Annotated in this window: 21 protein-coding genes; 11 read left to right on the top strand and 10 right to left on the bottom strand. The window is 72.8% G+C overall.

Going from position 1 to position 23,688, the window contains the following annotated elements; translation table 11 throughout:
• Positions 1 to 5 precede the first annotated feature (5 nt).
• The 5 genes from AQJ58_RS36140 to AQJ58_RS36120 form a co-directional block, all read right to left on the bottom strand.
• Positions 6 to 1,136: an aromatic ring-hydroxylating oxygenase subunit alpha gene (locus tag AQJ58_RS36140; RefSeq protein WP_067258160.1), complete on the bottom strand. Its 1,131-nt coding sequence runs from the start codon at positions 1,134 to 1,136 to the stop codon at positions 6 to 8.
• A gap of 84 nt (positions 1,137 to 1,220) precedes the next feature.
• A complete protein-coding gene (locus AQJ58_RS36135; protein WP_079079431.1) occupies positions 1,221 to 2,384 on the bottom strand; it encodes an NAD(P)/FAD-dependent oxidoreductase in 1,164 nt (387 codons plus the stop codon).
• On the bottom strand, positions 2,381 to 2,743 hold the full coding sequence (locus AQJ58_RS36130) for a bifunctional 3-phenylpropionate/cinnamic acid dioxygenase ferredoxin subunit (protein WP_067258156.1): 363 nt from the start codon (positions 2,741 to 2,743) through the stop codon (positions 2,381 to 2,383). Before AQJ58_RS36130 ends, AQJ58_RS36135 begins: the two co-directional genes overlap by 4 nt.
• 196 nt (positions 2,744 to 2,939) lie before the next feature.
• Positions 2,940 to 3,575, bottom strand: a complete 636-nt coding sequence (locus AQJ58_RS36125; protein ID WP_067258153.1) for an MBL fold metallo-hydrolase — start codon at positions 3,573 to 3,575, stop codon at positions 2,940 to 2,942.
• On the bottom strand, positions 3,572 to 4,657 hold the full coding sequence (locus tag AQJ58_RS36120) for an S-(hydroxymethyl)mycothiol dehydrogenase (protein ID WP_067258150.1): 1,086 nt from the start codon (positions 4,655 to 4,657) through the stop codon (positions 3,572 to 3,574). The genes AQJ58_RS36125 and AQJ58_RS36120 overlap by 4 nt, the downstream gene beginning before the upstream one ends.
• Positions 4,658 to 4,860: 203 nt before the next feature.
• Here AQJ58_RS36120 and AQJ58_RS36115 point away from each other — a divergent pair, with 203 nt between their 5' ends.
• Together AQJ58_RS36115 and AQJ58_RS36110 are read left to right on the top strand one after the other, a co-directional pair.
• Positions 4,861 to 5,610, top strand: a complete 750-nt coding sequence (locus tag AQJ58_RS36115; RefSeq protein ID WP_067258148.1) for an MBL fold metallo-hydrolase — start codon at positions 4,861 to 4,863, stop codon at positions 5,608 to 5,610.
• A gap of 9 nt (positions 5,611 to 5,619) precedes the next feature.
• Complete coding sequence (locus AQJ58_RS36110; RefSeq protein ID WP_067258145.1) at positions 5,620 to 6,855, top strand: DUF4032 domain-containing protein; 1,236 nt, start codon at positions 5,620 to 5,622, stop codon at positions 6,853 to 6,855.
• Between the two features lie 7 nt (positions 6,856 to 6,862).
• Here the strand turns inward: AQJ58_RS36110 and AQJ58_RS36105 are convergent, their stop codons facing one another.
• Entirely contained in the window at positions 6,863 to 7,735 is an 873-nt protein-coding gene (locus AQJ58_RS36105) for a universal stress protein (RefSeq protein WP_067258143.1), read from the bottom strand.
• A gap of 61 nt (positions 7,736 to 7,796) precedes the next feature.
• Between AQJ58_RS36105 and AQJ58_RS36100 the strand changes: the two genes are divergently transcribed.
• The 5 genes from AQJ58_RS36100 (at position 7,797) to AQJ58_RS41970 (ending at position 12,614) form a co-directional block, all read left to right on the top strand.
• A complete protein-coding gene (locus AQJ58_RS36100) occupies positions 7,797 to 8,153 on the top strand; it encodes a VOC family protein (protein ID WP_067258141.1) in 357 nt (118 codons plus the stop codon).
• A gap of 144 nt (positions 8,154 to 8,297) precedes the next feature.
• Entirely contained in the window at positions 8,298 to 9,974 is a 1,677-nt protein-coding gene (locus tag AQJ58_RS36095; RefSeq protein WP_067258140.1) for an NAD(P)/FAD-dependent oxidoreductase, read from the top strand.
• Positions 9,975 to 9,985: 11 nt separating this feature from the next.
• The gene (locus tag AQJ58_RS36090; protein ID WP_420712205.1) at positions 9,986 to 11,500 is read left to right on the top strand and encodes an ATP-binding protein; all 1,515 of its coding nucleotides are present in this window, start codon (positions 9,986 to 9,988) and stop codon (positions 11,498 to 11,500) included.
• Positions 11,497 to 11,853 carry a UBP-type zinc finger domain-containing protein gene (locus AQJ58_RS36085; protein WP_067258135.1) on the top strand — a complete coding sequence of 119 codons (357 nt, stop codon included), beginning with the start codon at positions 11,497 to 11,499 and terminating at the stop codon, positions 11,851 to 11,853. Before AQJ58_RS36090 ends, AQJ58_RS36085 begins: the two co-directional genes overlap by 4 nt.
• 185 nt (positions 11,854 to 12,038) lie before the next feature.
• Complete coding sequence (locus AQJ58_RS41970) at positions 12,039 to 12,614, top strand: hypothetical protein (RefSeq protein ID WP_079079430.1); 576 nt, start codon at positions 12,039 to 12,041, stop codon at positions 12,612 to 12,614.
• An 18-nt stretch (positions 12,615 to 12,632) separates the two neighbouring features.
• Here AQJ58_RS41970 and AQJ58_RS36075 read toward each other — a convergent pair whose 3' ends face one another.
• Positions 12,633 to 14,429, bottom strand: coding sequence for a M4 family metallopeptidase (locus AQJ58_RS36075; protein ID WP_067258133.1), 1,797 nt, complete (start codon positions 14,427 to 14,429; stop codon positions 12,633 to 12,635).
• Positions 14,430 to 14,727: 298 nt separating this feature from the next.
• Here AQJ58_RS36075 and AQJ58_RS36070 point away from each other — a divergent pair, with 298 nt between their 5' ends.
• The 4 genes from AQJ58_RS36070 (at position 14,728) to AQJ58_RS36055 (ending at position 21,114) form a co-directional block, all read left to right on the top strand.
• Positions 14,728 to 15,942: a serine hydrolase domain-containing protein gene (locus AQJ58_RS36070; protein WP_420712204.1), complete on the top strand. Its 1,215-nt coding sequence runs from the start codon at positions 14,728 to 14,730 to the stop codon at positions 15,940 to 15,942.
• Between the two features lie 714 nt (positions 15,943 to 16,656).
• Positions 16,657 to 17,958: a CAP domain-containing protein gene (locus AQJ58_RS36065; RefSeq protein ID WP_067258130.1), complete on the top strand. Its 1,302-nt coding sequence runs from the start codon at positions 16,657 to 16,659 to the stop codon at positions 17,956 to 17,958.
• Positions 17,959 to 18,255: 297 nt separating this feature from the next.
• Positions 18,256 to 19,902, top strand: a complete 1,647-nt coding sequence (locus tag AQJ58_RS36060) for a serine/threonine protein kinase (RefSeq protein WP_067258127.1) — start codon at positions 18,256 to 18,258, stop codon at positions 19,900 to 19,902.
• 159 nt (positions 19,903 to 20,061) lie between these two features.
• Positions 20,062 to 21,114: a hypothetical protein gene (locus tag AQJ58_RS36055; RefSeq protein WP_067258124.1), complete on the top strand. Its 1,053-nt coding sequence runs from the start codon at positions 20,062 to 20,064 to the stop codon at positions 21,112 to 21,114.
• A gap of 48 nt (positions 21,115 to 21,162) precedes the next feature.
• Here the strand turns inward: AQJ58_RS36055 and AQJ58_RS36050 are convergent, their stop codons facing one another.
• From AQJ58_RS36050 to AQJ58_RS36040, 3 genes are read right to left on the bottom strand one after another with little or no spacing between them, the layout of a single operon-like run.
• Positions 21,163 to 21,648 (bottom strand): DUF6328 family protein, encoded by a 486-nt coding sequence (locus tag AQJ58_RS36050; RefSeq protein ID WP_067258121.1) that lies wholly within the window; start codon positions 21,646 to 21,648, stop codon positions 21,163 to 21,165.
• A 57-nt stretch (positions 21,649 to 21,705) separates the two neighbouring features.
• Positions 21,706 to 22,689 (bottom strand): aldo/keto reductase, encoded by a 984-nt coding sequence (locus AQJ58_RS36045; protein ID WP_067258119.1) that lies wholly within the window; start codon positions 22,687 to 22,689, stop codon positions 21,706 to 21,708.
• 9 nt (positions 22,690 to 22,698) lie between these two features.
• Positions 22,699 to 23,310: a TetR/AcrR family transcriptional regulator gene (locus AQJ58_RS36040; RefSeq protein ID WP_067258116.1), complete on the bottom strand. Its 612-nt coding sequence runs from the start codon at positions 23,308 to 23,310 to the stop codon at positions 22,699 to 22,701.
• Between the last annotated feature and the right edge of the window lie 378 nt (positions 23,311 to 23,688).

Here is a 23,688-nt window from a genome sequence, read left to right as displayed (position 1 = left end):
GGGTGTCAGCCCTGGGGGGTGCCGAGGCGTTCGTTGACCCAGTCGTGGAAGGCGCCGATGTGGTGCTCGCTGGGCACCAGGACCCCGCCCTTGGCGTACATCCGCGAGCTCATCCCGGGCTGGGTGCGCTCGCAGGCGTCGAAGTCCTGCACGTTGACCCGGTGGAACAGCTCCACCGAGCGGCTGACGTCCTTGCCGCTCTCGACGACGTGCGGCAGGTAGAGCCAGTCGCACTCGACGATCGTGCGGTCGACGGCCACCGGGTACATACGATGGAAGATCACGTGGTCGGGGACGAGGTTGATGAAGACCTGCGGCTTGACGGTGATCGCGTAGTAGCGGCGGTCCTGGTCCTCGGCCACCCCGGGGATGCGGTCCAGCCCCTCGGAGCCGTCCACGGTGAAGCCCTGGATCTCCTCGCCGAACTCCGCGCCGTGGCCCACGTAGTACTGGGCCGCGTAACCGTCCGCGAACTCCGGCAGCACCTCGGTGAGTTCGGGGTGGATCGTGGCGCAGTGGTAGCACTCCATGAAGTTCTCGATGATGAGCTTCCAGTTCGCCTTCACGTCGTACGTGATGCGCTTGCCGACGGAGAGGTTGTCGACGTCGTAGCGCTCGATGGAGGCGATGTCGCCGAGGCGTTCGACGACCGCGCCCAGCACGTCCTCCTCGAAGGAGGGCGGGTTCTCCGCCAGGCACACCCAGACATAGCCCAGCCACTCCCGGACGGCGACGCTGGTCAGGCCGTACTCGGTGCGGCCGACGTCGGGCATCTTGGTCAGGTTGGGGGCGGCGACGAGCTTGCCGTTCAGGTCGTAGGTCCAGGCGTGGTACGGGCACTGGAAGGCCCGCTTGACCTCGCCGGTCTCCTCCGTGCAGAGCTTCGCCCCGCGGTGGCGGCACACGTTGAAGTACGCGCGGATCGAGTTGTCCCGGGCGCGGGTGACCAGGATGCTCTCGCGGCCCACGTCCACGGTGCGAAACGCACCGGGCTTGGCCAGCTCGGAGGCGCGCGCCACGCAGAACCACATGGTCTCGAAGATGCGCTCCTGCTCCTGGGCGAAGATCCCGGGATCGGTGTAGGAGGAGCCGGGAAGGGTGGCGATCAGGCTGTCCGGCAGGCTGGTCGAGGTCACGGTGCACTCCTCGGAAAACGTCGGGGGCGGATCATTCACGCGCCGGCAAGAACGACTCCGCTCGGCGTCGAAACAGGGGTGGGGTCAGACGGTGGCGGCAGCGAGCTGCTTGCGCCAGCGGGTGAACAGCCGCGGCTGGTTCATCCCGAGCACGGCGACCGGTGTCCCGGCGCGCCGGTACACGGCCAGGACGTCACGGTCCCCGGCGGTGCCTTGCTCGACGGTGACGGTGTCGGCGCCGGCCGCGTGGCCGGCGAACTGGATCTTCACTCCGTACTGGTCGGACCAGAAGTACGGCGGCTTGGGCACCCCGGGTTCCACCGCCCCGCCCGCCAGCAGGGTGGCGATCGCGGCGTCCGGGCGTTCCCGGGCTCCGGTCCAGTGCTCGACCCTGCGGTGCGCGCCCGCCCGCGGGTCGTACCAGTTCGCGCAGTCCCCGACGGCGACGACGGAGGCGAGGCTGGTGCGCCCGTCGGCGCCGCACTTGACGCCGTTGTCGAGCGCGATGCCCGAGCCGTCGAGCCAGTCGACCGAGGGGCGTGCGCCCACACCGACGACCACGATGTCGGCGGGGATGCTGCGGCCGTCCTCGAGGAGCACGCCGTCGACACGGCTCTCGCCGCTCAGCCCCTTGACGCCGACCCCGCACAGGAGCCGTACGCCGTGGTCGGTGTGCAGGCCGGAGACGACGGTGCCCATCTCGGCACCCAGGGGGCCGGCCAGCGGCGTGGGCGCCGCCTCGATCACCGTCACGTCGAGTCCGAGCGTGTGGGCGGTGGAGGCGACCTCGGCGCCGATGAAGCCGCCGCCGATCACCACCAGGCTGCCCCCCGCGGCGAGTGCGTCGCGCAGGGCGCGGGCGTCGTCCAGGGTGCGCAGGGTGTGCACCCCGGCGAGCCCCTCGGCACCGGGCAGGGTGCGGGCGGCGGCACCGGTCGCGAGGACGATCCCGTCGGCCTTCAGCTCGCGCCCGTCGGCGAGCCGTACGGCCCGCTCGGTGCGGTCGAGGCCGGTCGCCCGGACCCCGAGCAGCCACTCGGCGCCCAGGTCCTCGCCGTCGGTCTCCAGGGCGAGGTCCGCCTCGCCCAGGGTCCCCGCGAGGAACTCCTTGGACAGCGGCGGCCGGTCGTAGGGCCGGTGCGGTTCGTCGCCGATGACGACGAGGCGGCCGTCGTAGCCCTGCTTGCGCAGCGCGCGTACGGCCGACAGGCCGGCGAGGGAGGCGCCGACCACGGCCACCGTCCTCACGCGGGCCCCCCGGCGAGCCGGGACGCCACACAGGGCGGCAGGTTGGGAGCCGCCTCGGAGACCTTGACGAAGACCGTGCCGTCCTCGACCACGACCTCGTGGGTGCGCACCGGCAGCTTGGCCGGCGGGGCGTCCACCGCGCCGGTGCGCAGGTCGAACTTGGAGGCGTGCAGCGGGCACTCCACCTCACAGCCCTCCAGCCAGCCGTCGGCGAGCGAGGCGTCCTGGTGGGTGCAGGTGTCGTCGATGGCGTAGAGCTCGCCGTCGTCGGTGTGGAACACCGAGACCGGCGGGTCGATGTCGAGCCGGAAGGCCTCGCCTCGCGGGAGATCCTCGAGACGGCACGCGGGAATCATCATGACACCTCGGTGCGTATAGCGAAACGGATTGCGGAAAGCGCAACATCAGTCTGAGGTCGCCCAGAACCCCTGTCAAGGCCCCCGGAGACCCGCTTCGGGCCACCTCGCGGACCGCCTCCGAGGCAGCTCGAAACGCCCGCACCACCTGCGGAAACAGGTAATGCGGGCGCCGTGCGGAGGGCTGCGGCGAGGGCGGTCAGAAGCCGCGGTCGATCCACTCCTGGAGGTGCGGGGCCTCCGTGGCGACGGTCGTCGTGTCCCCGTGTCCGGTGTGGACGACCGTGTCGCCGGGCAGCGTCAGCAGCCGGTCGCGGATCGAGTCGACGATGGTCGGGAAGTGGCTGTACGACCGTCCCGTGGCCCCCGGCCCGCCCGCGAACAGCGTGTCGCCGCTGAAGAGCGCGGACAGGGCGGGCGCGTACAGGCAGACCGCGCCCGGGGCGTGGCCCGGGGTGTGCAGCACGGTGAGGTCGACGCCCGCCACGGTGATGACCTGCCCGTCGGCCAGCTCGCCGTCGGGCTCGCGGTCGGGGTGGGTCTGTTTCCACAGGGGCAGGTCGTCGGGGTGGAGCAGGACCGGGGCCCCGGTGCGCGCGGCGAGGGCGGGCGCGGCGTCGATGTGGTCGTTGTGGGCGTGGGTGCTCACGATGGCGGTGAGCCGGCGGTCCCCGACGGCCCGGGCGATCGCGTCGGCGTCATGGGCGGCGTCGACGACGATCACCTCGCTGTCGTCGCCGACGATCCAGACGTTGTTGTCGACGTCCCAGGTGCCGCCGTCCAGGGAGAAGGTCCCGGAGGTGACGAGGTGCTCGATGCGGGCGCCGGATGTCACAGGACCACCACCGAGCGCAGGACGTCGCCGCCGTGCATCCGCTCGAAGGCCTTCTCGACCTCGTCGAGCGCGATGGTCTCGGTGACGAAGGCGTCCAGGTCGAGCCGGCCCTGGAGGTAGAGGTCGACGAGCATGGGGAAGTCACGGGAGGGCAGGCAGTCGCCGTACCAGGAGGACTTCAGCGATCCGCCGCGGCCGAAGACGTCCAGGAGCGGCAGTTCGAGCTTCATCTCCGGGGTCGGCACGCCGACCAGGACGACCGTGCCGGCCAGGTCGCGGCCGTAGAAGGCCTGCTGGTAGGTCTCCGGGCGGCCGACCGCCTCGATGACGACGTCCGCGCCGAAGCCGCCGGTCAGCTCGCGGATCGCTTCCACGGCGTCGGTCTCGCGCGAGTTCACGGTGTGGGTGGCGCCCAGTTTCTGCGCGGTCTGCAGCTTGCGGTCGTCGATGTCCACGGCGATGATCTTCGCCGCGCCGGCCAGCCGGGAGCCGACGACGGCCGCGTCCCCGACGCCGCCGCAGCCGATGACGGCCACGCTGTCGCCGCGTCCCACGTTGCCGGTGTTGATCGCGGCGCCGATGCCCGCCATCACCCCGCAGCCCAGCAGGCCGACGGCGGCGGCCGAGGCGGCGGGGTCGACCTTGGTGCACTGCCCGGCGGCGACCAGGGTCTTCTCGGCGAAGGCGCCGATGCCGAGGGCCGGGGACAGCTCGGTGCCGTCGAGGAGGGTCATCTTCTGCTTGGCGTTGTGGGTGGCGAAGCAGTACTGCGGGCGGCCGCGCCGACAGGCCCGGCACTGGCCGCACACGGCTCGCCAGTTCAGGATGACGAAGTCACCGGGTGCGACGTCCGTGACGCCCTCCCCCACGGACTCCACGGTGCCGGCGGCCTCGTGCCCGAGCAGGAAGGGGAACTCGTCGTTGATCCCGCCCTCGCGGTAGTGCAGATCGGTGTGGCAGACCCCGCAGGCCTCGATCCTGACCAGCGCCTCCCCCGGGCCGGGGTCGGGGACGATGATCGTCTCCAGGCTGACGGGGGCACCCTTCGCGCGCGCGACGACAGCACGGACCTGGTGAGCCATGGCCACTCCTAGGCTGGTACGGGACCTGAGTCTTATGTTGCTCAATACGGCACGCATCTCATGTGCCGCAACACAGCATCCTGGAGCGCCGAGCAGCGGTCAAGGCTCCCGAGGGGCCGGTACCAGGGCGGTGGTCCACCAGGGCACCCCATCTGCTTTGCTGTGCGCGGCGGACAGGCTCCTCACACCTCGGGACGACGATCATGGGCGCGGACGTACGGCAGATCGCCGACGGTATCCATCTGGTGCACGGCTCTCACACGAACTGGGTGATCCTCGGCGAGGGGGACGCCGTCACGCTGATCGACACGGGCTACCCGGGCGACCGCGAACAGCTTCTCGCATCCCTCGCGGCGGTGGGCAGTTCTCCGCAGGCGGTGACGGCCGTGCTGCTCACGCACGCCCACAACGACCACCTCGGTTCGGCCGAGTACCTGCGCGCGGCGTACGGCACCCCGGTGCTCGCGCACCCGGCGGAGGTGCCGCACGCCCGCCGGGAGTTCCTCCAGCAGGTGAGCGTCGGCGCTGTGCTGGGGAACGCCTGGCGCCCCGGTGTGCTGCCCTGGCTGATGCACGTGGTGCGCGTCGGCGGCGCCCAGCAGCACCCCGTCGGCGCACCGGAGGCGTTCCCGGTCACGGACGGCCCGCTCGACCTGCCGGGCCGGCCGGTGCCGGTGCACACCCCCGGCCACACCGACGGCCACTGTGTCTTCCATCTCCCGGACGCCGGGGTGGTGATCTCGGGGGACGCCCTGGTCAGCGGGCACCAGACCTCACGGATCGAGGGCCCCCAGCTGCTGCCGGACATGTTCCACCACGAGCGCGCCCGAGCGGTGACCTCCCTCGACCTGATCGAGGGCCTGGACGCCGATGTGCTGCTGCCGGGGCACGGACCGGTGCACCGGGGCTCCGTGAAGGCGGCCGCCCGGCACGCCCGCGAACGCGCCGTCTAAGGTCAGGCCATGGCTTTGCAGATCAGCGCCACGAATCCGGAGCACCCGGCCCTCCTTCTGGAGCTGCCCTGGGACGTGCCCCTGGAGCAATGGCCCGAGGACGTCCTCGTCCCGCTGCCGCGCGGCATCTCCCGCCACGTGGTGCGCTACGCGCGCGCCGGGGACGAGGTGATCGCCGTCAAGGAACTCGCCGAGCGCCCGGCGCTGCGCGAGTACGAGCTGCTGCGCGACCTGGACCGCATCGGCATCCCCGCCGTCGACCCGCTGGCCGTGGTCACCGGGCGCACCGACCGCGCCGGGGACCCGCTGGAGTCGGTCCTGGTCACCCGGCACCTGGGCGGCTCGATGCCGTACCGGTCGATGTTCGAGACGACCATGCGTCCGGCGACCATGCACCGGCTGATGGACGCCCTCGCGGTGCTCATCGTGCGGCTGCATCTCGCCGGGTTCGCCTGGGGCGACTGCTCGCTGTCCAACACGCTGTTCCGGCGGGACGCGGGCGCCTACGCCGCGTACCTGGTGGACGCCGAGACCGGTGATCTGCATCCGCAGCTCAGCACCGGGCAGCGGGAGTACGACCTCGATCTCGCCCGCGTCAACATCAGCGGCGAGCTGCTGGACCTGGAGGCGTCCGGGGCGCTCCACCCGTCGGTGGACCCGATCGAGTTCGGCATGGAGATCTGCGCCCGCTACGGCGCGCTGTGGGAGGAGCTGACCCGCACCTCGGTGTACCCGGCGGGCGAGTACCACTACATCGAGCGCCGCATCCGCCGGCTCAACGACCTGGGCTTCGACGTGGCCGAGATGCAGATCGAGCACTCCCCGAGCGGCGACACCGTCACGTTCGTGCCGAAGGTCGTCGACGCGGGCCACCACCAGCGGCAGTTGCTGCGGCTGACCGGACTGGACACCGAGGAGAACCAGGCCCGGCGGCTGCTGAACGACCTGGAGAGCTGGATGGCGACCCAGGACGACTACGCCCCGGGGGACCCCCTCGCCGCCCGCCCCGAGGTGCTGGCGCACCGGTGGGTGCGGGACGTGTTCCGGCCCACCGTGCGCGCCGTGCCGTCTCAGCTGCGCGGCTCGATGGATCCGGCGGAGATCTACCACGAGCTGCTGGAGCACCGCTGGTACCTGTCGGAGCAGGCGCAGCACGACATCGGGCTCGACACGGCGGTCGAGGACTACCTCGTGAACATCCTGCCCAAGGCACGGGAGACGCTGGAGCCGACCGTGCCCGAGTGAGCGGGGCTCAGTCGTGGGGGACGACGGCGACCGGGCAGCCGGCGTGGTGCAGGACGCCGTGCGCGACGGAGCCTATGCGGGCGCCCACGGCGGTGCGGTGGGCGCGCCGGCCGACGACCATCAGCTGGGCCCGCCCGGCGACCGAGAGCAGGACCTGTCCCGCGCTGCCCATCTCGACGTGCTCGACGACGTGCACGTCCGGGAAGCGCTCCCGCCACGGGCGTACGGCGTCGTCCAGGGCCTTCTTCTCGAACGGCTCCAGGCCGCCCGCCTCGTCGAGCAGCCTGAGCGAGCCCGGGCTGTACGCGAACACCGGCGGCAGCTGCCAGGCGCGCACCACGCGGACGCTCGCGCCGCGGGCCGCGGCGGTCGCGAAGGCGAACCGCAGCGCGGCGGCGCTGTCGTCGGGGTCGCCCTGCTGGCCGACGACGATCTCGTGCCCGGCCACCTCGGCGGAGGGCTTGTCGCCGGCCCGGACGAGGACGACCGGGCGGGCCGCCTCGGCGATCACCTGCTGGCCGACCGAGCCGAGCAGGAAGCCGACTACGGGGCCGTGCCCGCGGGAGCCGAGCACCAGCAGTTCCGCGTCCGCGGCGGCGGCGAGCAGGGTCTCGACCGGGTGGCCCTCCAGGACGTCGGTGGTGACGGCGAGGCCCGGGTGCCGTTCGGTGACCGTGGCGGCGGCCCGTTCGACGGCCTCGGCCACCCAGGCCCGCTGGGCGTCCCGGTCGGCGGCCTCGGGCGCGGGGTGGAGCCCGTGCTTCCAGGCGTGCACCACCCGCAGCGGCCTGTCCCGTCGTACGGCCTCCCGCGCCGCCCAGGCGAGCGCGGCGAGGCTCTCGTCCGTCCCGTCGACCCCTGCCGTGATCGGGCCCGTCATCGCACTGTCTCCTGTCTCGTGATCACTTCGTACCGGGCCAGTCTTCACTACGCTGCCGTTCATGACCTTGGAATGGGAACAGGTGATCGTGGACTGTCACGACCCGGTGGCGCTCGGACGCTGGTGGGCGAACGCGCTCGGCTGGGCCGTGGTGACCAACGCGCCCGACGAGTACGAGATCCGGCCCGCGCCGGACCGGCTGCCGGGTCTGCTGTTCGTCCCCGTGCCGGAGGGCAAGCAGGTCAAGAACCGGCTGCATCTGGACTTCCGTCCGCGCGACCAGCGGGCCGAGGTGAGCAGACTGCTGTCGCTGGGGGCGCGCCACGCGGACCTGGGGCAGGGCGAGCAGCCGTGGGTGACGCTGACCGACCCCGAGGGCAACGAGTTCTGCGTCCTGGCGGCGCGGCGGTCGCCTTGACGGTGGGTGCCCGGTCCTGAACCGGGAGCGCACGCTGTGCGCGGTCCCTGAGCGGGCGGGGGCGATCGACCCTACGATGGGCGGAGCCGGCGCGTGGTTCGCCGTGCGCCGGCGAGTCCTGACCGCTCTCGGGGTGGGAGACGTATGACACAGGCCGCCGAAACAGCGCGGACCGTCATCCTGACCGTGGACGACGACCCGGGGGTATCCCGTGCCGTCGCCCGTGACCTGCGGCGCCGCTACGGCGCCGCGTACCGGATCGTGCGGGCGGAGTCCGGCGAGTCCGCACTGGAGGCGTTGCGCGAGCTCAAGCTGCGCGGCGACCTGGTGGCGGTGATCCTGGCCGACTACCGCATGCCGCAGATGAACGGCATCGAGTTCCTCGAACAGGCCCTGGACGTGTACCCGGGAGCCCGGCGTGTGCTGCTGACCGCCTACGCGGACACGAACGCGGCGATCGACGCGATCAACGTCGTCGACCTCGACCACTATCTGCTCAAGCCGTGGGACCCGCCGGAGGAGAAGCTCTACCCGGTCCTGGACGACCTGCTGGACGCCTGGCGCGCCAGCGACTACCGGCCGGTGCCGGCGACGAAGGTGGTCGGGCACCGGTGGTCGGCGCGGTCCTCGGACGTCCGGGAGTTCCTGGCGCGCAACCAGGTGCCGTACCGCTGGTACTCCGCCGACGAGCCCGAGGGGCAGCGGCTGCTGGCCGCGGCGGAGGCGGACGGCCGGCGGCTGCCGCTGGTGATCACCCCGGAGGGGGCGCCGCTGATCGAGCCGGCCGCCCCGGAGCTGGCGGCGCGCGTGGGTCTGGCGACGACCCCGGCGGCCGAGTTCTACGACCTGGTCGTCATCGGCGGCGGACCGGCGGGCCTGGGGTCGGCGGTGTACGGCGCCTCCGAGGGGCTGCGGACGGTGCTCGTGGAGCGGTCCGCGACCGGCGGACAGGCCGGGCAGAGTTCGCGCATCGAGAACTACCTCGGGTTCCCCGACGGGGTGTCCGGGGCCCAGCTCACCGACCGGGCGCGCCGGCAGGCGACCAAGTTCGGGGCCGAGATCCTCACCGCGCGCGAGGTGACGGGGCTGGAGGTGAACGGCTCCGCGCGGGTCGTACGGTTCTCGGACGGCTCGGCGGTGGCGGCACACAGCGTGATCCTCGCGACGGGGGTGTCCTACCGGCAGCTCGCGGCGCCGGGCTGCGACGACCTGACCGGCTGCGGGGTGTTCTACGGCTCCGCGCTGACCGAGGCGGCCTCCTGCCAGGACCAGGACGTGTACATCGTGGGCGGCGCCAACTCCGCCGGGCAGGCGGCGATGTACCTGTCGCGGGGCGCCAAGTCGGTGACGCTGCTGGTGCGCGGGGAGTCGCTGGCGGCCTCGATGTCGTACTACCTGATCCAGCAGATCGAGGAGGCGCCGAACATCCGTGTGCGGGCCGGCACCGTCGTGGAGTCCGCTCACGGGGACGGTCATCTGGAGCGGCTGACGCTGCGGGACGTGAAGAACGGCGAGACCGAGACCGTCGACGCGCAGTGGATGTTCGTGTTCATCGGCGCGGCCCCGCTGACCGACTGGCTGGGCGGGACCGTGCTGCGCGACGAGCGCGGGTTCATTCTGGCGGGGCCCGATCTCACCGCGGACGGGCGGCCGCCGGCGGGCTGGGAGCTGGACCGGCCGCCGTACCACCTGGAGACCAGCATTCCCGGCGTGTTCGTGGCGGGCGACGCGCGCGCCGAGTCGGCCAAGCGGGTCGCGTCCGCCGTCGGAGAGGGAGCCATGGCTGTCATGCTCGTCCACCGGTATCTGGAGCAGTCGTGAGCGGGCGGCCGATGCCGTGCAGCCCGGCGGAGATCGGCTCGCTGTTCCTGTTCGAGAAGCTCACCCCCGAGCAGCTGGGACGGCTGTGCGCCGAGGGGCGGGTGGAGAGGTTCGAGCCCGGTCCGGTGTACGCCGAGGGAGATCCGGCGACCTGCTTCTACGTGCTGCTCGAGGGCTCGGTCGTGCTGTCGCGGCGGGTCGGCGGGGACGACGTGGAGGTCACCCGCACCTCGCAGCGCGGGGTGTACTCGGGGGCCATGCAGGCGTATCTGGGCGACCGGGTGCGGCAGGTCTACACCAACTCGATGCGGGTGACCGAGCCGTCCCGGTTCTTCGTGGTGCCGGCGGACGTGTTCGCGGAGATCATGCGGGACTGGTTCCCGATGGCGGTGCATCTGCTGGAGGGCCTGTTCTTCGGCTCGAAGAACACCCAGGCCGCGATCGGGCAGCGGGAACGGCTGCTGGCGCTCGGCTCGTTGTCGGCGGGGCTCACCCATGAGCTCAACAACCCGGCCGCGGCGGCCGTACGGGCCACCGCGACGCTGCGCGAGCGGGTCGCCAAGATGCGGCACAAGCTCGCGCTGATCGCCGAAGGACCCTTCTCCCGGGACGCGTTGGCGAGTCTGATCGAGGTCCAGGAGCGCACCGCCGAGCGGGTCGCCAAGGCGCCGTCGCTCAGTCCGCTGGAGGCGTCGGACCGGGAGGACGCGCTCACCGAGTGGCTCGAGGACCACGGCATGGACTACGGCTGGCAGTACGCGCCGGTGTTCGTGCAGGCCGGGCTGGACGTCGACTGGCTGGAGCAGGTCGCGGCGGCGGTGGACCCGGAGATGCTGCCCAACGCGGTCGGGTGGCTCAACTACACCATCGAGACCGAGCTGTTGATGTACGAGATCGAGGACTCCACGACCCGGATCTCGCACCTGGTCGACGCGGCCAAGCAGTACTCGCAGCTCGACCGGGCGCCCTACCGGGTGGTGGACGTGCACGAACTCCTCGACAGTACGCTGCTGATGCTGTCGGGGAAGATCGGGCAGCGCATCGAGGTGGTCAAGGAGTACGACCGGACGCTCCCGCCGGTGCCCGCCTATCCGGCGGAGCTGAACCAGGTGTGGACGAACCTCGTGGACAACGCGGTGTTCGCGGTCAACAGCGCGGGCGGGGAAGGCTCGTTGACCGTGCGCACGGCGCGGGAGGGCGACCGGCTGCTGGTGGAGTTCCGGGACACCGGTCCCGGCGTCCCGGCGGACATCCGCAGCAGGATCTTCGACCCGTTCTTCACCACCAAGCCGGTGGGCGAGGGCACCGGTCTCGGCCTGGACATCTCCTGGCGGATCATCGTCAACAAGCACCACGGCAGCCTGCGGGTGGAGTCCGTGCCGGGCGACACCCGCTTCCAGGTGCTGCTGCCGCTCACCGCGCCCGAACCCGAGTCGCGGCCCGACTCGCTTTCCGAGTCGCAGCCCGAGTCCCAGCCCGAGTCCCAGCCAGAGTCTCAGCCCGCCGAGGTCGAGGAGCCCGCATGACCGACACGAACGCCATCGACCCGTCCGTCCCGCCGAGCGGCAGCGGCTGTGTGGACTGCGACGCGGTCGGGGGCTGGTGGTTCCATCTGCGGCGCTGTGCGAGCTGTGGGCACATCGGCTGCTGCGACTCCTCCCCCGCCCAGCACGCCACCGCCCACTACAAGGCGACCGGGCATCCGATCGTGCGCAGCTTCGAGCCGGGCGAGGAGTGGTTCTGGGACTACTCCGGTGAGGAACTCTACGATTCGGGGCCGGAGTTGGCGCCCCCGGTCAGCCACCCCACGGACCAGCCCTCGCCGGGCCCGGCGGGACGGGTGCCGGCGGACTGGGCCCAGATCCTGCGCCGGGGGTAGGTGCGGGCAGGGGGCGGGGGACAGATGCCGGAGGGGACAACAGCACGGGGGCGCTCACTCGGATGTCTGCGCCCCCTGGTACCTCTTCACCACCCCCGCAAGGGAGATGAACCGCCCTCACAGGCATACAAGCTGCCCATACGCTCACGGAGCTCAGCCGTCGTACCGCAGGCACCAGGAGTCCCGTGAACCACCGCACCACCGCAGCCGCTCTGGCGTCCTGCATCCTCGCCGTCGCCGTACTCACCGCCTGCGGCTCGGGGGACACCGCCGCGGGCCGCAGGCAACCGGCGACGGGCGAGCGGACCTCCACGGTGGGCGCCACGAGCCCGTCGGCGGGGTCGGAGACGTCGCGGACACCGGCCGGAGCGCTCTCCCCCGCCGTCTCGCCCTCCGTCTCCGCATCCGCCTCCGCACCGCGGCAGGCGGGCGGCGGCACGGCGTCGCCGTCCGCGACGCGCGAGGCGGCGGAGAAGGGCAAGGCGGCCCTGCCGCCGCGCCCCGACCGTGACGGGGAGGGCGCCTATGTGCGGGCGCTGACCGCGATCGACCCGGACATCGTGCACGACAAGGAGGAGGAGGCCGTCGAGCGGGGCCGCGAGCAGTGCGCCACGATCCACGACCACCCCGGGGACCGGGAGGAGCAGATCAGCGCCGCGATGCGGCGTTTCGTCTCCCCCGGTCACCCGGACGGCTTCGGCCGCCTCAAGAGCACACGGATCGTCGAGGCCGTGCACACCAACCTCTGCCCCGACTACTGACGGGCCGGGCCGGCCCCGTCAGCGCACGGCGGGCGGCACGTTCGCCGCGGTGACGTTCACGGCGGCCCAGGACCTGATCACCGTCTTGAACTCCACGCTGTCCCGGCCGTACAGGTCCCGGGCCGCCTTCATCGTCGCGAGGCGCGCGTCGTGGAAGTCGGTGGTGGAGACCATGTAGCGGGTCAGGGCGCGGTAGTAGATCTTGGTCGCCTTGGCCCGGCCGATGCCGGTGACGGGAGCGCCGTCGTAGGTCGGCGAGTCGTAGGTGACCGCGCCGATCACCTTCCGCCCGCTGCCCTCGGCCAGCAGGTAGTACGCGTGCGAGGAGACGCCGGAGCCGGCGTGGACCTCGGTGTAGTAGGTCTCGGGCGACCAGTAGTCGATCGCCTCCTCGAGGACGTCCTGGGACGGCTGGTCGAGGCGGCGCAGGAACTTCTGGTCCAGGCCCAGCTTCTCGCCGATGAGGTAGTTCGGCGGGTTCTTGGGGTTGTTGGCGCTGAACTCGACGTTGGAGCCGAAGATGTCCGCGAGGGACTCGTTCAGCGAGCCCGGCTCGCCGTACTGCGTGCCGTCGCCGTCGACGAAGGTCGGCTCCAGCCGGGCGGTCGCGTCGACGACGCCGTGGGTGAGCTCGTGGCCGGTGACGTCCAGGACGACGAGGGGCTTCTTGAACATGTCGCCGTCGCCGTCGCCGTACAGCATGCAGTCGCAGGTGGGGTCCCAGAACGCGTTGGCCACCTTGTTGCCGAAGTGGACCATGGCGCGGGCGCCCTTGCCGTTGTTCCTGATGCCCTTGCGGCCGAGGGTCTTCTTGTAGAAGTCCAGCGTCTGGACCACGCCGTACTGGGCGTCCACGGCGGCGCTGGCGCGGCTGGAGAGGGCGCCGTTGCCCCACTTGTTGGTGGTGCTGGTGAACTTGGTGCCGCGGGCGAAGTTCTCCTGCTCCTTGTTCTTGGCGTCGCGGGTCTCGGTGCCCCAGTGCGTGGGGTCCTTCAGCAGGTAGCTGCGGGCCGCGGTGCGGGTCGTGGTGAGCGGCACCTTCCCGACGAACAGGGAGCTTCCGGTGCCCGTGGCGGTCTGGGGGTATCGGGCGGCGGGAGCCGAGGAGGCCGCGGTGAGCCCGGCGGAGAGCGGGGCGGTGCCGGAGGCGGGGTCGAGGGTCTCGCCGCGCTCGCGCAGGGTGCGGACCAGACTCGGCGAGAGGAACTCGTCGCTGTCGGGCGTGTTGCTGCGCACCGTGCCGGTGACGGCGTCCACGACGACCGTGCGGGAGCCGCCGGCCTCGGTGGTGTCGCTGTCGGTCACCTGGACCTGGTAGGCGAGCGCGGAGGCGCCGCCGCGGGCGTCCACGACGAGTTCCGCGCTCGCGGCGTCGCCGTGGGCGACGGCGGCGGCCTTGGCCTCGGCCTGGGCGGCGGTCACCTTGGCCCGCACGGTGGCGGGCGCGACGGCGTGGTCGGCGGCGCGGGTCACGCCGGCGTAGGCGAGGTTCCTGGTGAGGTGCACGACGAGGTCGCCGCCGAGGACGGGCAGGCCCTGGTGAGTGCGGACGAACCGGACGTGGCGGGCGCCCTCCGGGTCGATCAGCACGTCCTGGGGCTGGAGTGCGTCGCCCTGGCCGACACCGGTGGCCGAGGCGTGGGCGAAGGCGGCGGCACGGGCCGCCCGGACGACGGCGGTGCCCTGGGTGTCGGCGGTGGTCGCGGCCCGCGTCTCCCCCGCGGACGGGCCCGCGAACGCCGTGCCCGCCAGGCCCGTTGCGGCCGTCGCGACGGCGAGGGCGACCGTGAGCAGGCGTATGGGTGCACTACGCAAAGGTGAGGCTTCCTTCGTTCGGACGGCTGGGATCCCCAACCGCCGTGAGGCATGGCGCCGTTGGGCGCCGCGGGACTGGTCGGGCCCCGGAGCTCCACCCTTACGGATGAGTCATGTCCATGTAAAGCCGAAATCAGCGCTTCACGGCGCCTTCGCGGGGATACTGGCCGAATCCGCGACGCACGGTGATCGGCGAGCGACCAACGGTGCGCCGACTGAAGAGATGTGACACGACTGCAGGAGGTTCCCCCGGGTGCATGTGACAGATCTCGCATCGACGACCCGCCGCCGCGGACGGCTGCGCGGCCTCTCGACGGCGGTGTGCGCGGCCGCCGCGGTGGTGTCCCTGCTGCCGGCACCGGCCGCGGCCGTGTCCCGGCGGGCGCCCGCCGCCCCCGCGCTGCCGCGTCCCGACCTGGCCGGTCTGCGCGGTGTGCTGCGCACGGCGGTCGGCCAGGGGGCGCCCGGCGCGATGGCGCGGCTCGACGACCACGGCACGGTCCACCGGATCGCCGCGGGCGTCGCCGACCGGCGGACGGGCCGGGCGCTGAGCACCGCGGACCGCTTCCGCATCGGCAGCGTCACCAAGACGTTCTCCGCGGTGGTCCTGCTCCAACTCGTCGACGAGGGCCGGCTGGTGCTCGACGCGCCGGTCAACCGCTATCTGCCGGGACTGCTGCCGGACGACCGGATCACGGTCCGCCACGTCCTGAGCCACCGCAGCGGCCTGTACGACTACAGCGACGACCTGTTCGCCCGGTCCGTCCCCGGCTTCGAGGCGGTCCGCACCAAGGTGTTCACCTACCGCCGGCTCATCGACCTGTCGCTGCGCCACGCCCGCACGAGCGCGCCCGGGGGCCCCTACTCCTACTCCAACACCAACTTCGTCGTCGCGGGACTGCTGATCGAGAAGCTGACCGGGCAACCGGTGGCGGCCGCCTACCGCAGGCGCATCATCGAGCCGCTCCGGCTGACCGACACCTTCTACGTCCACCCCGACACGGCGATCCCCGGCCGGTACGCGCGCGGCTACCTCACCCCGGACACGCCGGGCGGGGCCCTGGTCGACGCGACCCGCCAGACCGTGTCCTGGGCGCAGAGCGCGGGCGCCCTGATCTCCAGCACCGGGGACCTCGACACGTTCCTGTCGGCACTGCTGCGCGGCCGGCTCATGTCGGCCGGGGCGCTGCAGGAGATGCGCCGCTGGATCCCGGCGGGCGGCACCCAGTCCTACGGCCTCGGGCTGCGGCGCCGCCGGCTGTCGTGCGGGACCTTCGTGTACGGGCACACGGGCGCCGTACAGGGCTACTACACGTACGCGTTCACCTCGGGCGACGGCCGCCGCAGTCTCGCGGCCCTCGCCAACGCCTCCAACAGCTCCAAGGTGCATACGGCGATGCTGCGCACCCTCGACGCGGCATTCTGCGGGAGCACCACGAGCGGCCACCGCACGACCACCGCCCGGGAGACGGCGGAGGACACGCACGGGGGCGGGACGGAGGGCGGCCGCTGACAGGACATCCGGCGTCGACACCGGCATGCCGGGCCCAGCCCGGCCGGGGCCCGGTGCGCCCGGTTGAGGCCCCGCCCGGTCCACGTCCGCGACCGGATCAAGACCCGGCGCGGTTCACGCCCCGCCCGATGCGAGCCCGGCCCCGTTCAGGTCTCGGCGGGCGCGGCTCGGGCGGGGCGTGACTCCGGCAGGCCGAGGCGGCGCCGCATCCGCGCCCCGGAAGGGGTCCGGCCGGGCGCAGTCCAGCCGGCACAGATCAAGCCACGCCGGCCCGGCATGGGACGGACCGGCACGGACTGGCCTAGACCGGGGTACGTGCTGGGGCGGATTCCCGACTCGAACGGGACGTGAGGCCTCCAGGCCGAGGCGGCGCCGCGTCCGCCCCCCGGAAGGGGTCCGGCCCGGCGCAGTCCAGCCGGCACAGATCAAGCCACGCCGGACCCGGCACGGGACGGACCGCCGCGGACCGGCCCAGACCGGCACGGGACGGCCCAGCGCCGGATGGCCCGGCGCGGGAGAGCCCGGCACGGGAGAGCCCGGACCGGGGTACGTGCCGGGGTGGGTTCCGGACTCGGACGGGACGTGAGGCCGGCGGGTGTCGTGGGTCGGTGTCCGTAGGTGCGGGCCGGGGTGTCGTGGGAACCCCGGAGGGCGGGTCGCCGTTGTCCTGGCGGTACCCCGGCGCGGGGAGGACGACGACATCAGGGCGGCAGGATGAGCGAGTTGGTGCCCGGCGGCAATCTGCCCCTCCCGGGCGGCGCGCTGGCCGTCCGGGTGCCCGGCCCCTTCGACGTGTGCGCGCTGGTGACGGACGACAGCGGCAAGGTCGGCGGGGACGCCGACTTCGTGTTCTACAACCAGCCGACGGCACCCGGCGCGGCGCTCCGGGGCGGCACGCTCACCCTGGAGCCGGGCCGGCTGCGGGCCGGCGCCACCCGGGTCACGGTGGTGATCAGCGCCGCCGACCCGGGCACCCCGCTCGCCCGGCTGCCCGCTGCCACGCTCCGGGTCACCGACCCCCACGGCCGGGTCATCGCCCGGTTCGCCCCGCCCTCCCCGCGCCAGGAGACGGTGCTGCTGCTCGCGGAGATCTACCGGCGGGGCCCGTCCTGGAAGCTGAGGGCCCTCGGTCAGGGCTACGCCGACGGCCTGGCGGGCCTGGCGCGGGACTTCGGGGTGGAGGTCCTCGACGACACCCCCACGTCCCGCGGCGGCCCCGCGGCGCCCGCCCCGCCCACCGACCCCGACGGTTTCCTGGCCCTCGTCAACCCGGCCCGGGCCGCCGCCGGTTCGCCGCCCGTCGCGCTCGACGCCCGGCTGGCCACGGCGGCCCGGGCGCACGCCGCCGACATGGCAGCAGCCGGGCGGCTCGGGAGCGAGGGGCGGGACGGAGTCTCGCTGCACCAGCGGGTCACGGCCGCCGGATACCCGTACCTCGCGGTGGGCGAGCACCTGGTCTCCGGGCCGCGCACCCCCGCCGAGTTCGTCGACTACTGCCTGCGCACCGACCGGGCCGGCCGCACCCTGCGGGACCGGGCGTTCACCCATGTCGCCCTGGCGCAGGCGACGGACGCCCGCGACGGACTCACGTACTGGACCGCGCTGTGGGCGAGCCCCCTCACCGCGGACGGTCTGGCCCGTACGACCGCCGAGGTCGTGGAGCTCACCAACCGCGAGCGGACCCGGGCGGGGCTGCGGCCCCTCGCCGTCGACCCGCTGCTCACCAGGGCCGCGCAGGCGCACTGCGCGGACATGGTGGAGCGCGCCTTCTACTCCCACACCTCCCCGGAGGGCACCCAGCCGTGGGACCGGGCGGCCGCCGCCGGGTCCACCCGGCAGACGATCGGCGAGAACATCGCCTGCGGGCAGCGCTCGGCCGCCGAGGTGGTGGAGGGCTGGATGAACAGCCCCGGCCACCGCGCCAACATCCTCAAGCCCGCCTTCACCCACATCGGGGTCGGCTACACCGGCGGCGGCCCGTCGGGCACGTACTGGACCCAGCTCTTCGGCGCCTGACACCCCGTCCGCCGTCACGGCGGACGGCAAAGGAGAAATCCCCCGTGCCGGTATCCGGTCGAAATGCGAGGCGACCGCCGAGAGCGCTTTCCCGGGAGCGGCGATCTGCCCGCCCGGATCTTGTTTACCCCTGGTTACACGCCCGGACGACCCCCGGTAATTTCTTTTTCTCGCACATACGACCGACACTCTTGAATGAAAGACAGGATTTACGCCGGACCCGTGCTCCATTTGAACGCACCCCCACACGTCCCCCGTACCTCCGGGAAAGGGAGAACTCCGGGGGTCCAGCGAAGGATGACCATGGTCAAGGCGCATGTCTCCACGCACGAGTGGGTGGCCGGGAGATACCGGCTCCTCGACGTCGTCCACCGCGAGACCAACCGGGTCAGCTGGTACGGCGAGGACGTGCAGGGGGCGCGGCCGTGCCTGGTCACCCGGATAGGTCTGCCCTCCGACCTGGGCGAGGAGGAGGCGTGCCAGGCCGCCGACCGGGTGAGACGGATGTCGGAGACGATGGCCCAGGTGTGCCCCGGCCGGATCGCCACGGTCGTCGACGCGACCGTCGAGGGGGGTTCCCTGTGGACGGTCACGGAGTGGATCGACGGCCTGCCCCTCGGTCAGCTCATGGACCAGAAGGGCCCCTTCGGCCCGGGCCGGGCGGCCACGATCGGGCTCCAGCTGCTCGACGTCCTGGAGGCCGCGCACGGCGAGGGCATCACGCACGGCGAACTGAGCCCGGGCCAGGTGTTCATCAGGGCCCGCGGCCCGCTCGTGGTCACCGGCTTCGGACTGGCGGGCGCGACGCTCGTCCCGAGGCTGGCGGCACCGTCGTACGCCTCCCCGGAGCAGGCCCGTGACGACCGGATCGGCCCGGCGGCGGACCTGTGGGCCCTGGGCGCGATCCTGTACACGCTGCTGGAGGGGCACCCGCCCTACCGGGACCGGGACCGGCCCGAGAGCACGCTGCGGGGCGTGGACCGGCTGCCGCTGCGCACGCCGTTGCGCGCGGGCCCGCTCTCCGCGACCGTGCAGGGCCTGCTGCGCAAGGACTCCCGGGAACGGCTGACGCGTACGACGGTCCGTCAGGCGCTCACCCGGGTGCTGGAGGAGGACCCGCACACCGTCCCGCCGCCGCCGCGGCTGCGGCGGGCGTACGCCTCGGCCCGGCACATCGGACCGCAGTGGAGCGGCCGGGCCATGGCCGCCGGGACGGCGCTGGCCGTCGTCACGGTCGCGATCGCCGCGCTCGCCGTGACCCACCAGCTGCCCGGCAGCGAGGACACCTCGGCCGGTGGTCCGCAGGCTCAGCCCTCGGCGTCCACCGCGCCTTCCGGGGACGGCGAGGTGGGCGACAGAGCCACGACGGCGCCCGACGCGTCCGGCGCACCCGCGACGGGCAGCTCCGCCACGCCGTCGCCGTCCGGTACCCCTTCGGGCACCCCGTCCTCCCCCTCGGCCTCGATCGACGCCCTGCCGGTCGGCTACCGCGTCTACCACGCCCCCGAGGGTTTCTCGGTGGCGCTGCCGCGGGGCTGGAAGCGGCTGGAGACCCGGCGGCAGGGGGACCTGGCGTACCGCGTCACCTTCGGTGCGGACGGCGATCCGCGCACTCTCGCGGTGACCTACAGCACGGCGGTGGGCGCGGACCCGGTGGCGGTCTGGCGGGACGACGTGGAGCCGCGGCTGCGCAAGGACGGGGGCTTCCGCCGGCTCGGGGAGATCGAGGCGACGACGTACCAGGGGTACAAGGCCGCCGACATGGAGTGGCTGTCGGAGGTCGACGGCACACAGGTGCGCACGTTCGGGCGGGGTTTCCTGCTGGGCGGGCACCGGGGCTTCTCCCTGCGCTGGACCACGCCCGCCGCCGACTGGGACAAGACCGCCAACCGGCAGGCACTGGCCACGTTCTTCAAGACCTTCCGGCCGCGGTCGTCCGGCTGAACGGGTCGCCGCGGCCGGGAGCGAACCGGCCGAGCAGGGGGGGACGGTTCGGCGCGTCCGGACTCCTCCGTCCGGTGGCAAACCGTTCTCAACGGGTCCATATAGGCTGCGGTTCGGCATGTGTGCCCGTCCGTCCCGCTGCCTACGAGGAGACCATCCGTGACCCTGGCGATCGACCTGCCCGAGACGTCCGCCGAGGACGGCCCCGCGCCGCTGTCCGACCTCGTCGCGCGTGACGCGCGGGAGTTCGGAGTCTACGCGCGCACCGGAGGCTGGGCGTTCGCCCTGATGGTGGCGCGCAGTGTACGGCCGGGCGGGCAGCGCGCGGACGAGACGCCGAAGGTGTCGGCGAAGGAGTTCGCGGAGCTGGCGGACTGCTCCGCGGAGCGGGTGATGCGCTACTACAAGGCGTGGGACCGGGCCGCGGACGACGGGCTCGTCCCGCACTTCGAGGAGCTGGCGCCGGGCCAGGAGGCGGAGCTGCCGGACGCCGACGTCTGGCTCACCTACTACGTCTCCCGCAACAGTGCCACCTCCGAGCGCGGCGCCGCGATCAGCGAGGCCGCCGAGGCGGAGGGCATCCGGCCCACCAAGGCGCTGGAGGTCGCGGAGAACCCGACGGCCCTGCGCGCCGCGATCCTCGCCGACCCCTCCACGGCCCGCGCGGCCCGCACCGCGCTCCTGGACCGGATCAAGGAGGACCCGGAGCTCCAGTCCGCGCTGGCCCGGGACGTCGTGCGCACCGACGACCTGAAGAAGGCCGTGGCGAGCGAGAGCCGCTCCGCCGACCGCATCGGCTACGTCCGCCAGATCGCCGAGTCCGGCCAGGTGAAGACGCCGGCAGGGCAGACGATCGACGCGCCGGTGGAGCTGCGCCGGGAGGCCGAGCGGCATCTGTCGCTGATCGACGAGCTGGACGAGGGCGAGGACGCCGGAGAGTGGGCGTCCGAGGCGTACGACACGATGAAGCACCTCGTCGTGGAGACCGTGGAGGCCGACCCCGAGCTGCGGGTCCAGGAGCGGCGCACCAAGTTCTACAGCAGCCTCCAGCGGGCGACGAAGGTGTTCGAGGAGCTGACCTTCGACGACGCCCAGGAGTTCTACGAGGACGACATGGTGCAGCAGCTGGAGGAGCTCCAGCAGGCGATCGGCTCCTGCATCGCGTCGCTGCGCGGGGCGCGCCGGCCCGCCGCGCCGGCCGAGCAGGCGTAAGAGTCGTAGCCGTATCCGTAGCCGGTGCCGCCCCGGCCGTACGGGGTCTCATTTCGACGTGTGGCGGAAGCGGGTCCACAGGGGCAGACCGAACCAGCACAGCAGGTACCAGGCGACCACGGCGGCGACCAGCCAGACGACGTGGTCGCCGTGGGTCGCGACGCGCAGGATCAGCAGCAGTGCGCAGGTCATGGTGGCGAGGAGCAGCAGCAGGCCGACGAAGGTCAGCCGGGAGGCCCAGGCCACGGCCTGCGGTTTGATGCGCCGGCCGGAGACCAGCCGGTGCAGGGACACGGGCCCGATGAGGGCGCCGGTGGCGGAGGCGCCGAGGATGACCGTGGTGATGTAGATCGCCTGGTCGGTGTCGTTCAGCGTGGTGTACTTCGGGGTGAACGCCACGGTGAGCAGGAATCCGAACAGGATCTGGACGCCCGTCTGGGCGACGCGGACCTCCTGGATGAGGTCGCTCCACATCCGGTCGGCCCGCTCGTCCGCGGTCTCGTCACGGCCGGACCGCCGCTCTGCCGGATCCATGCGGCCCGGGTATCCGGGCCGCCGATCTCCAAACAGACGTGCGGACGCCGGACGCCCCTACCAGCGGGGCTCGACCTGGGCCTTGATCCGTCGGTCGTACAGGTCCCGGATCGCCGTCAGCGTCTCCTCGGACAGCTCGGGCAGGCGGGCGGCCGCCGCGTTGGCGCGGGCCTGCTCGGGGGAGCGGGCGCCGGGAATGACCGTGGTCACGCCGGGCTGCTGGATGATCCAGCGCAGGGCGAGCTGGGCCGGGGTGTATCCCTCGGGGGCGAGGGCGGCGAACCGGGCGGCGGCCTCGACGCCGGTGGCGTAGTCGACGCCGGAGAAGGTCTCGCCCTGGTCGAAGGCCTCACCGTGGCGGTTGTACGTGCGGTGGTCGTTCTCCGGGAAGACCGTGTCCTTGGTGTACTTGCCGGAGAGCAGACCGGAGGCGAGCGGGACGCGCGCGATGATGCCGACGCCGGCCTCGCGGGCCGCGGGCAGCACCTCGTACAGGGGCTTCATGCGGAACGGGTTCAGGATGATCTGGACGCTGGCCACGCCGGGGCGGGCGATGGCGGTGAGCGCCTCGGCGGCGGTCTCCACGCTGACGCCGTAGTGGGCGATGCGCTCCTCCTCGACGAGGGTGTCGAGGGCGTCGAAGACCTCGTCGCTGGAGTACACGGGGGTGGGCGGGCAGTGCAACTGGACCAGGTCGAGGCGGTCGACGCCGAGGTTGCGGCGGGAGCGGTCGTTCCAGGCGCGGAAGTTGTCCAGGACGTAGTTCTCGGGGATCTGCTCGACCCGGCGGCCCATCTTGGTGGCGACCAGCACATGCAGGTCGGGGCGGCTGCTGAGGAAGGTGGCGATGGTCTGTTCGCTGCGGCCGTCCCCGTAGACGTCGGCGGTGTCGAAGAAGGTCACCCCCGACTCCGCGGCCGTCTCCAGCACCGTGAGGGCTTCCTTGTCGTCGACGTCTCCCCAGTCGGCGCCCAGTTGCCAGGTACCGAGACCCACGACGGACGCATGCTGACCCGACCTGCCGAATTCGCGCTCTTCCATGGTGTCACCCTACGGGGTCAGCTGGGCCTGGACCGTCGGACCGTAGCGCTCGACGATCTCCTCCACCGGCATGGCGCGCAGCGCCTCGCCCCGGGCGATGCCGAACATCACGCCGAGGCCGAGGAGGGTGGCGAGGGCGAGTTCGGCGCGCTGCCGGGCATCGGGGCCGCCGAGGCGGGCGGCGAGGCGTTCGGTGACCTGGGTGCGGAAGTTGGCCCGCAGGACGTCTCCGTGGTCGCCGTGCAGGGGCGCGAACGCGATGCGCAGGACGGGGTCGGCGCCGCGTTCGCGCTGGCCGACCACGACGTGCCGGACCATGTGCGGGCCCAGTTCCTCCACGGGGGCGTCGAGGAGTGCGGCGGCGTCCTCCTCGAAGGACATCACGCGGGCGAAGAGGGCGTCCTTGTTGCCGAAGTACTTCAGGACCAGCGGCGGGCTCACCCCGGCCCGCTCCGCGACGGCCTTGAGGGTGAGGTCCGCGTGGGCGTGACGGGCGAGCAGGTGACGGGCGGCCCGCAGGATGGCCGCCTTGGTCGCCTCGGCGTCACGGCGGGCGGGGGCGGAGTCGGGCGCGGCGTCCGCGGTCGCAGGGGTACGGGGTGTGGTGTTCACGGCACTCATGCTCCCCCCAACGCCCCCTCGCCGGTGACGGAGTCCCCGCTCCGAACCGGCCCGGTGGCCTCGCACCGGGGGCTGGGCTCGGCCTGGGACACGGGGTCGGCTTCGCGCTCAGGCATGGACGTGGTGGTGGAAGACGTGGACGTGGACGTGGACGTAGAAGTGGACGCCGACGCGGAGGCGGGCGCGGGCGTCGTCGCGGACGACGGCACGGACACCGGCACGGAGGCAGCCCCGGGCACAGGCGCAGTCGCGGACGACGGCACAGACACCGGCACCGAGGCAGACTCCGACACGGAGGCAGCCCCGGGCACAGGCGCAGTCGCGGACGACGGCACAGACACCGGCACGGGGGAAGACGCCGGCGCGGAGGCAGGCATC

The sequence above is a fragment of the Streptomyces sp. DSM 15324 genome, assembly GCF_001514285.1.
Lineage (GTDB): Bacteria > Actinomycetota > Actinomycetes > Streptomycetales > Streptomycetaceae > Streptomyces.
Note: the sequence above shows the minus strand (reverse complement) of the source record. Positions and strands in the feature narration are given on the sequence as shown.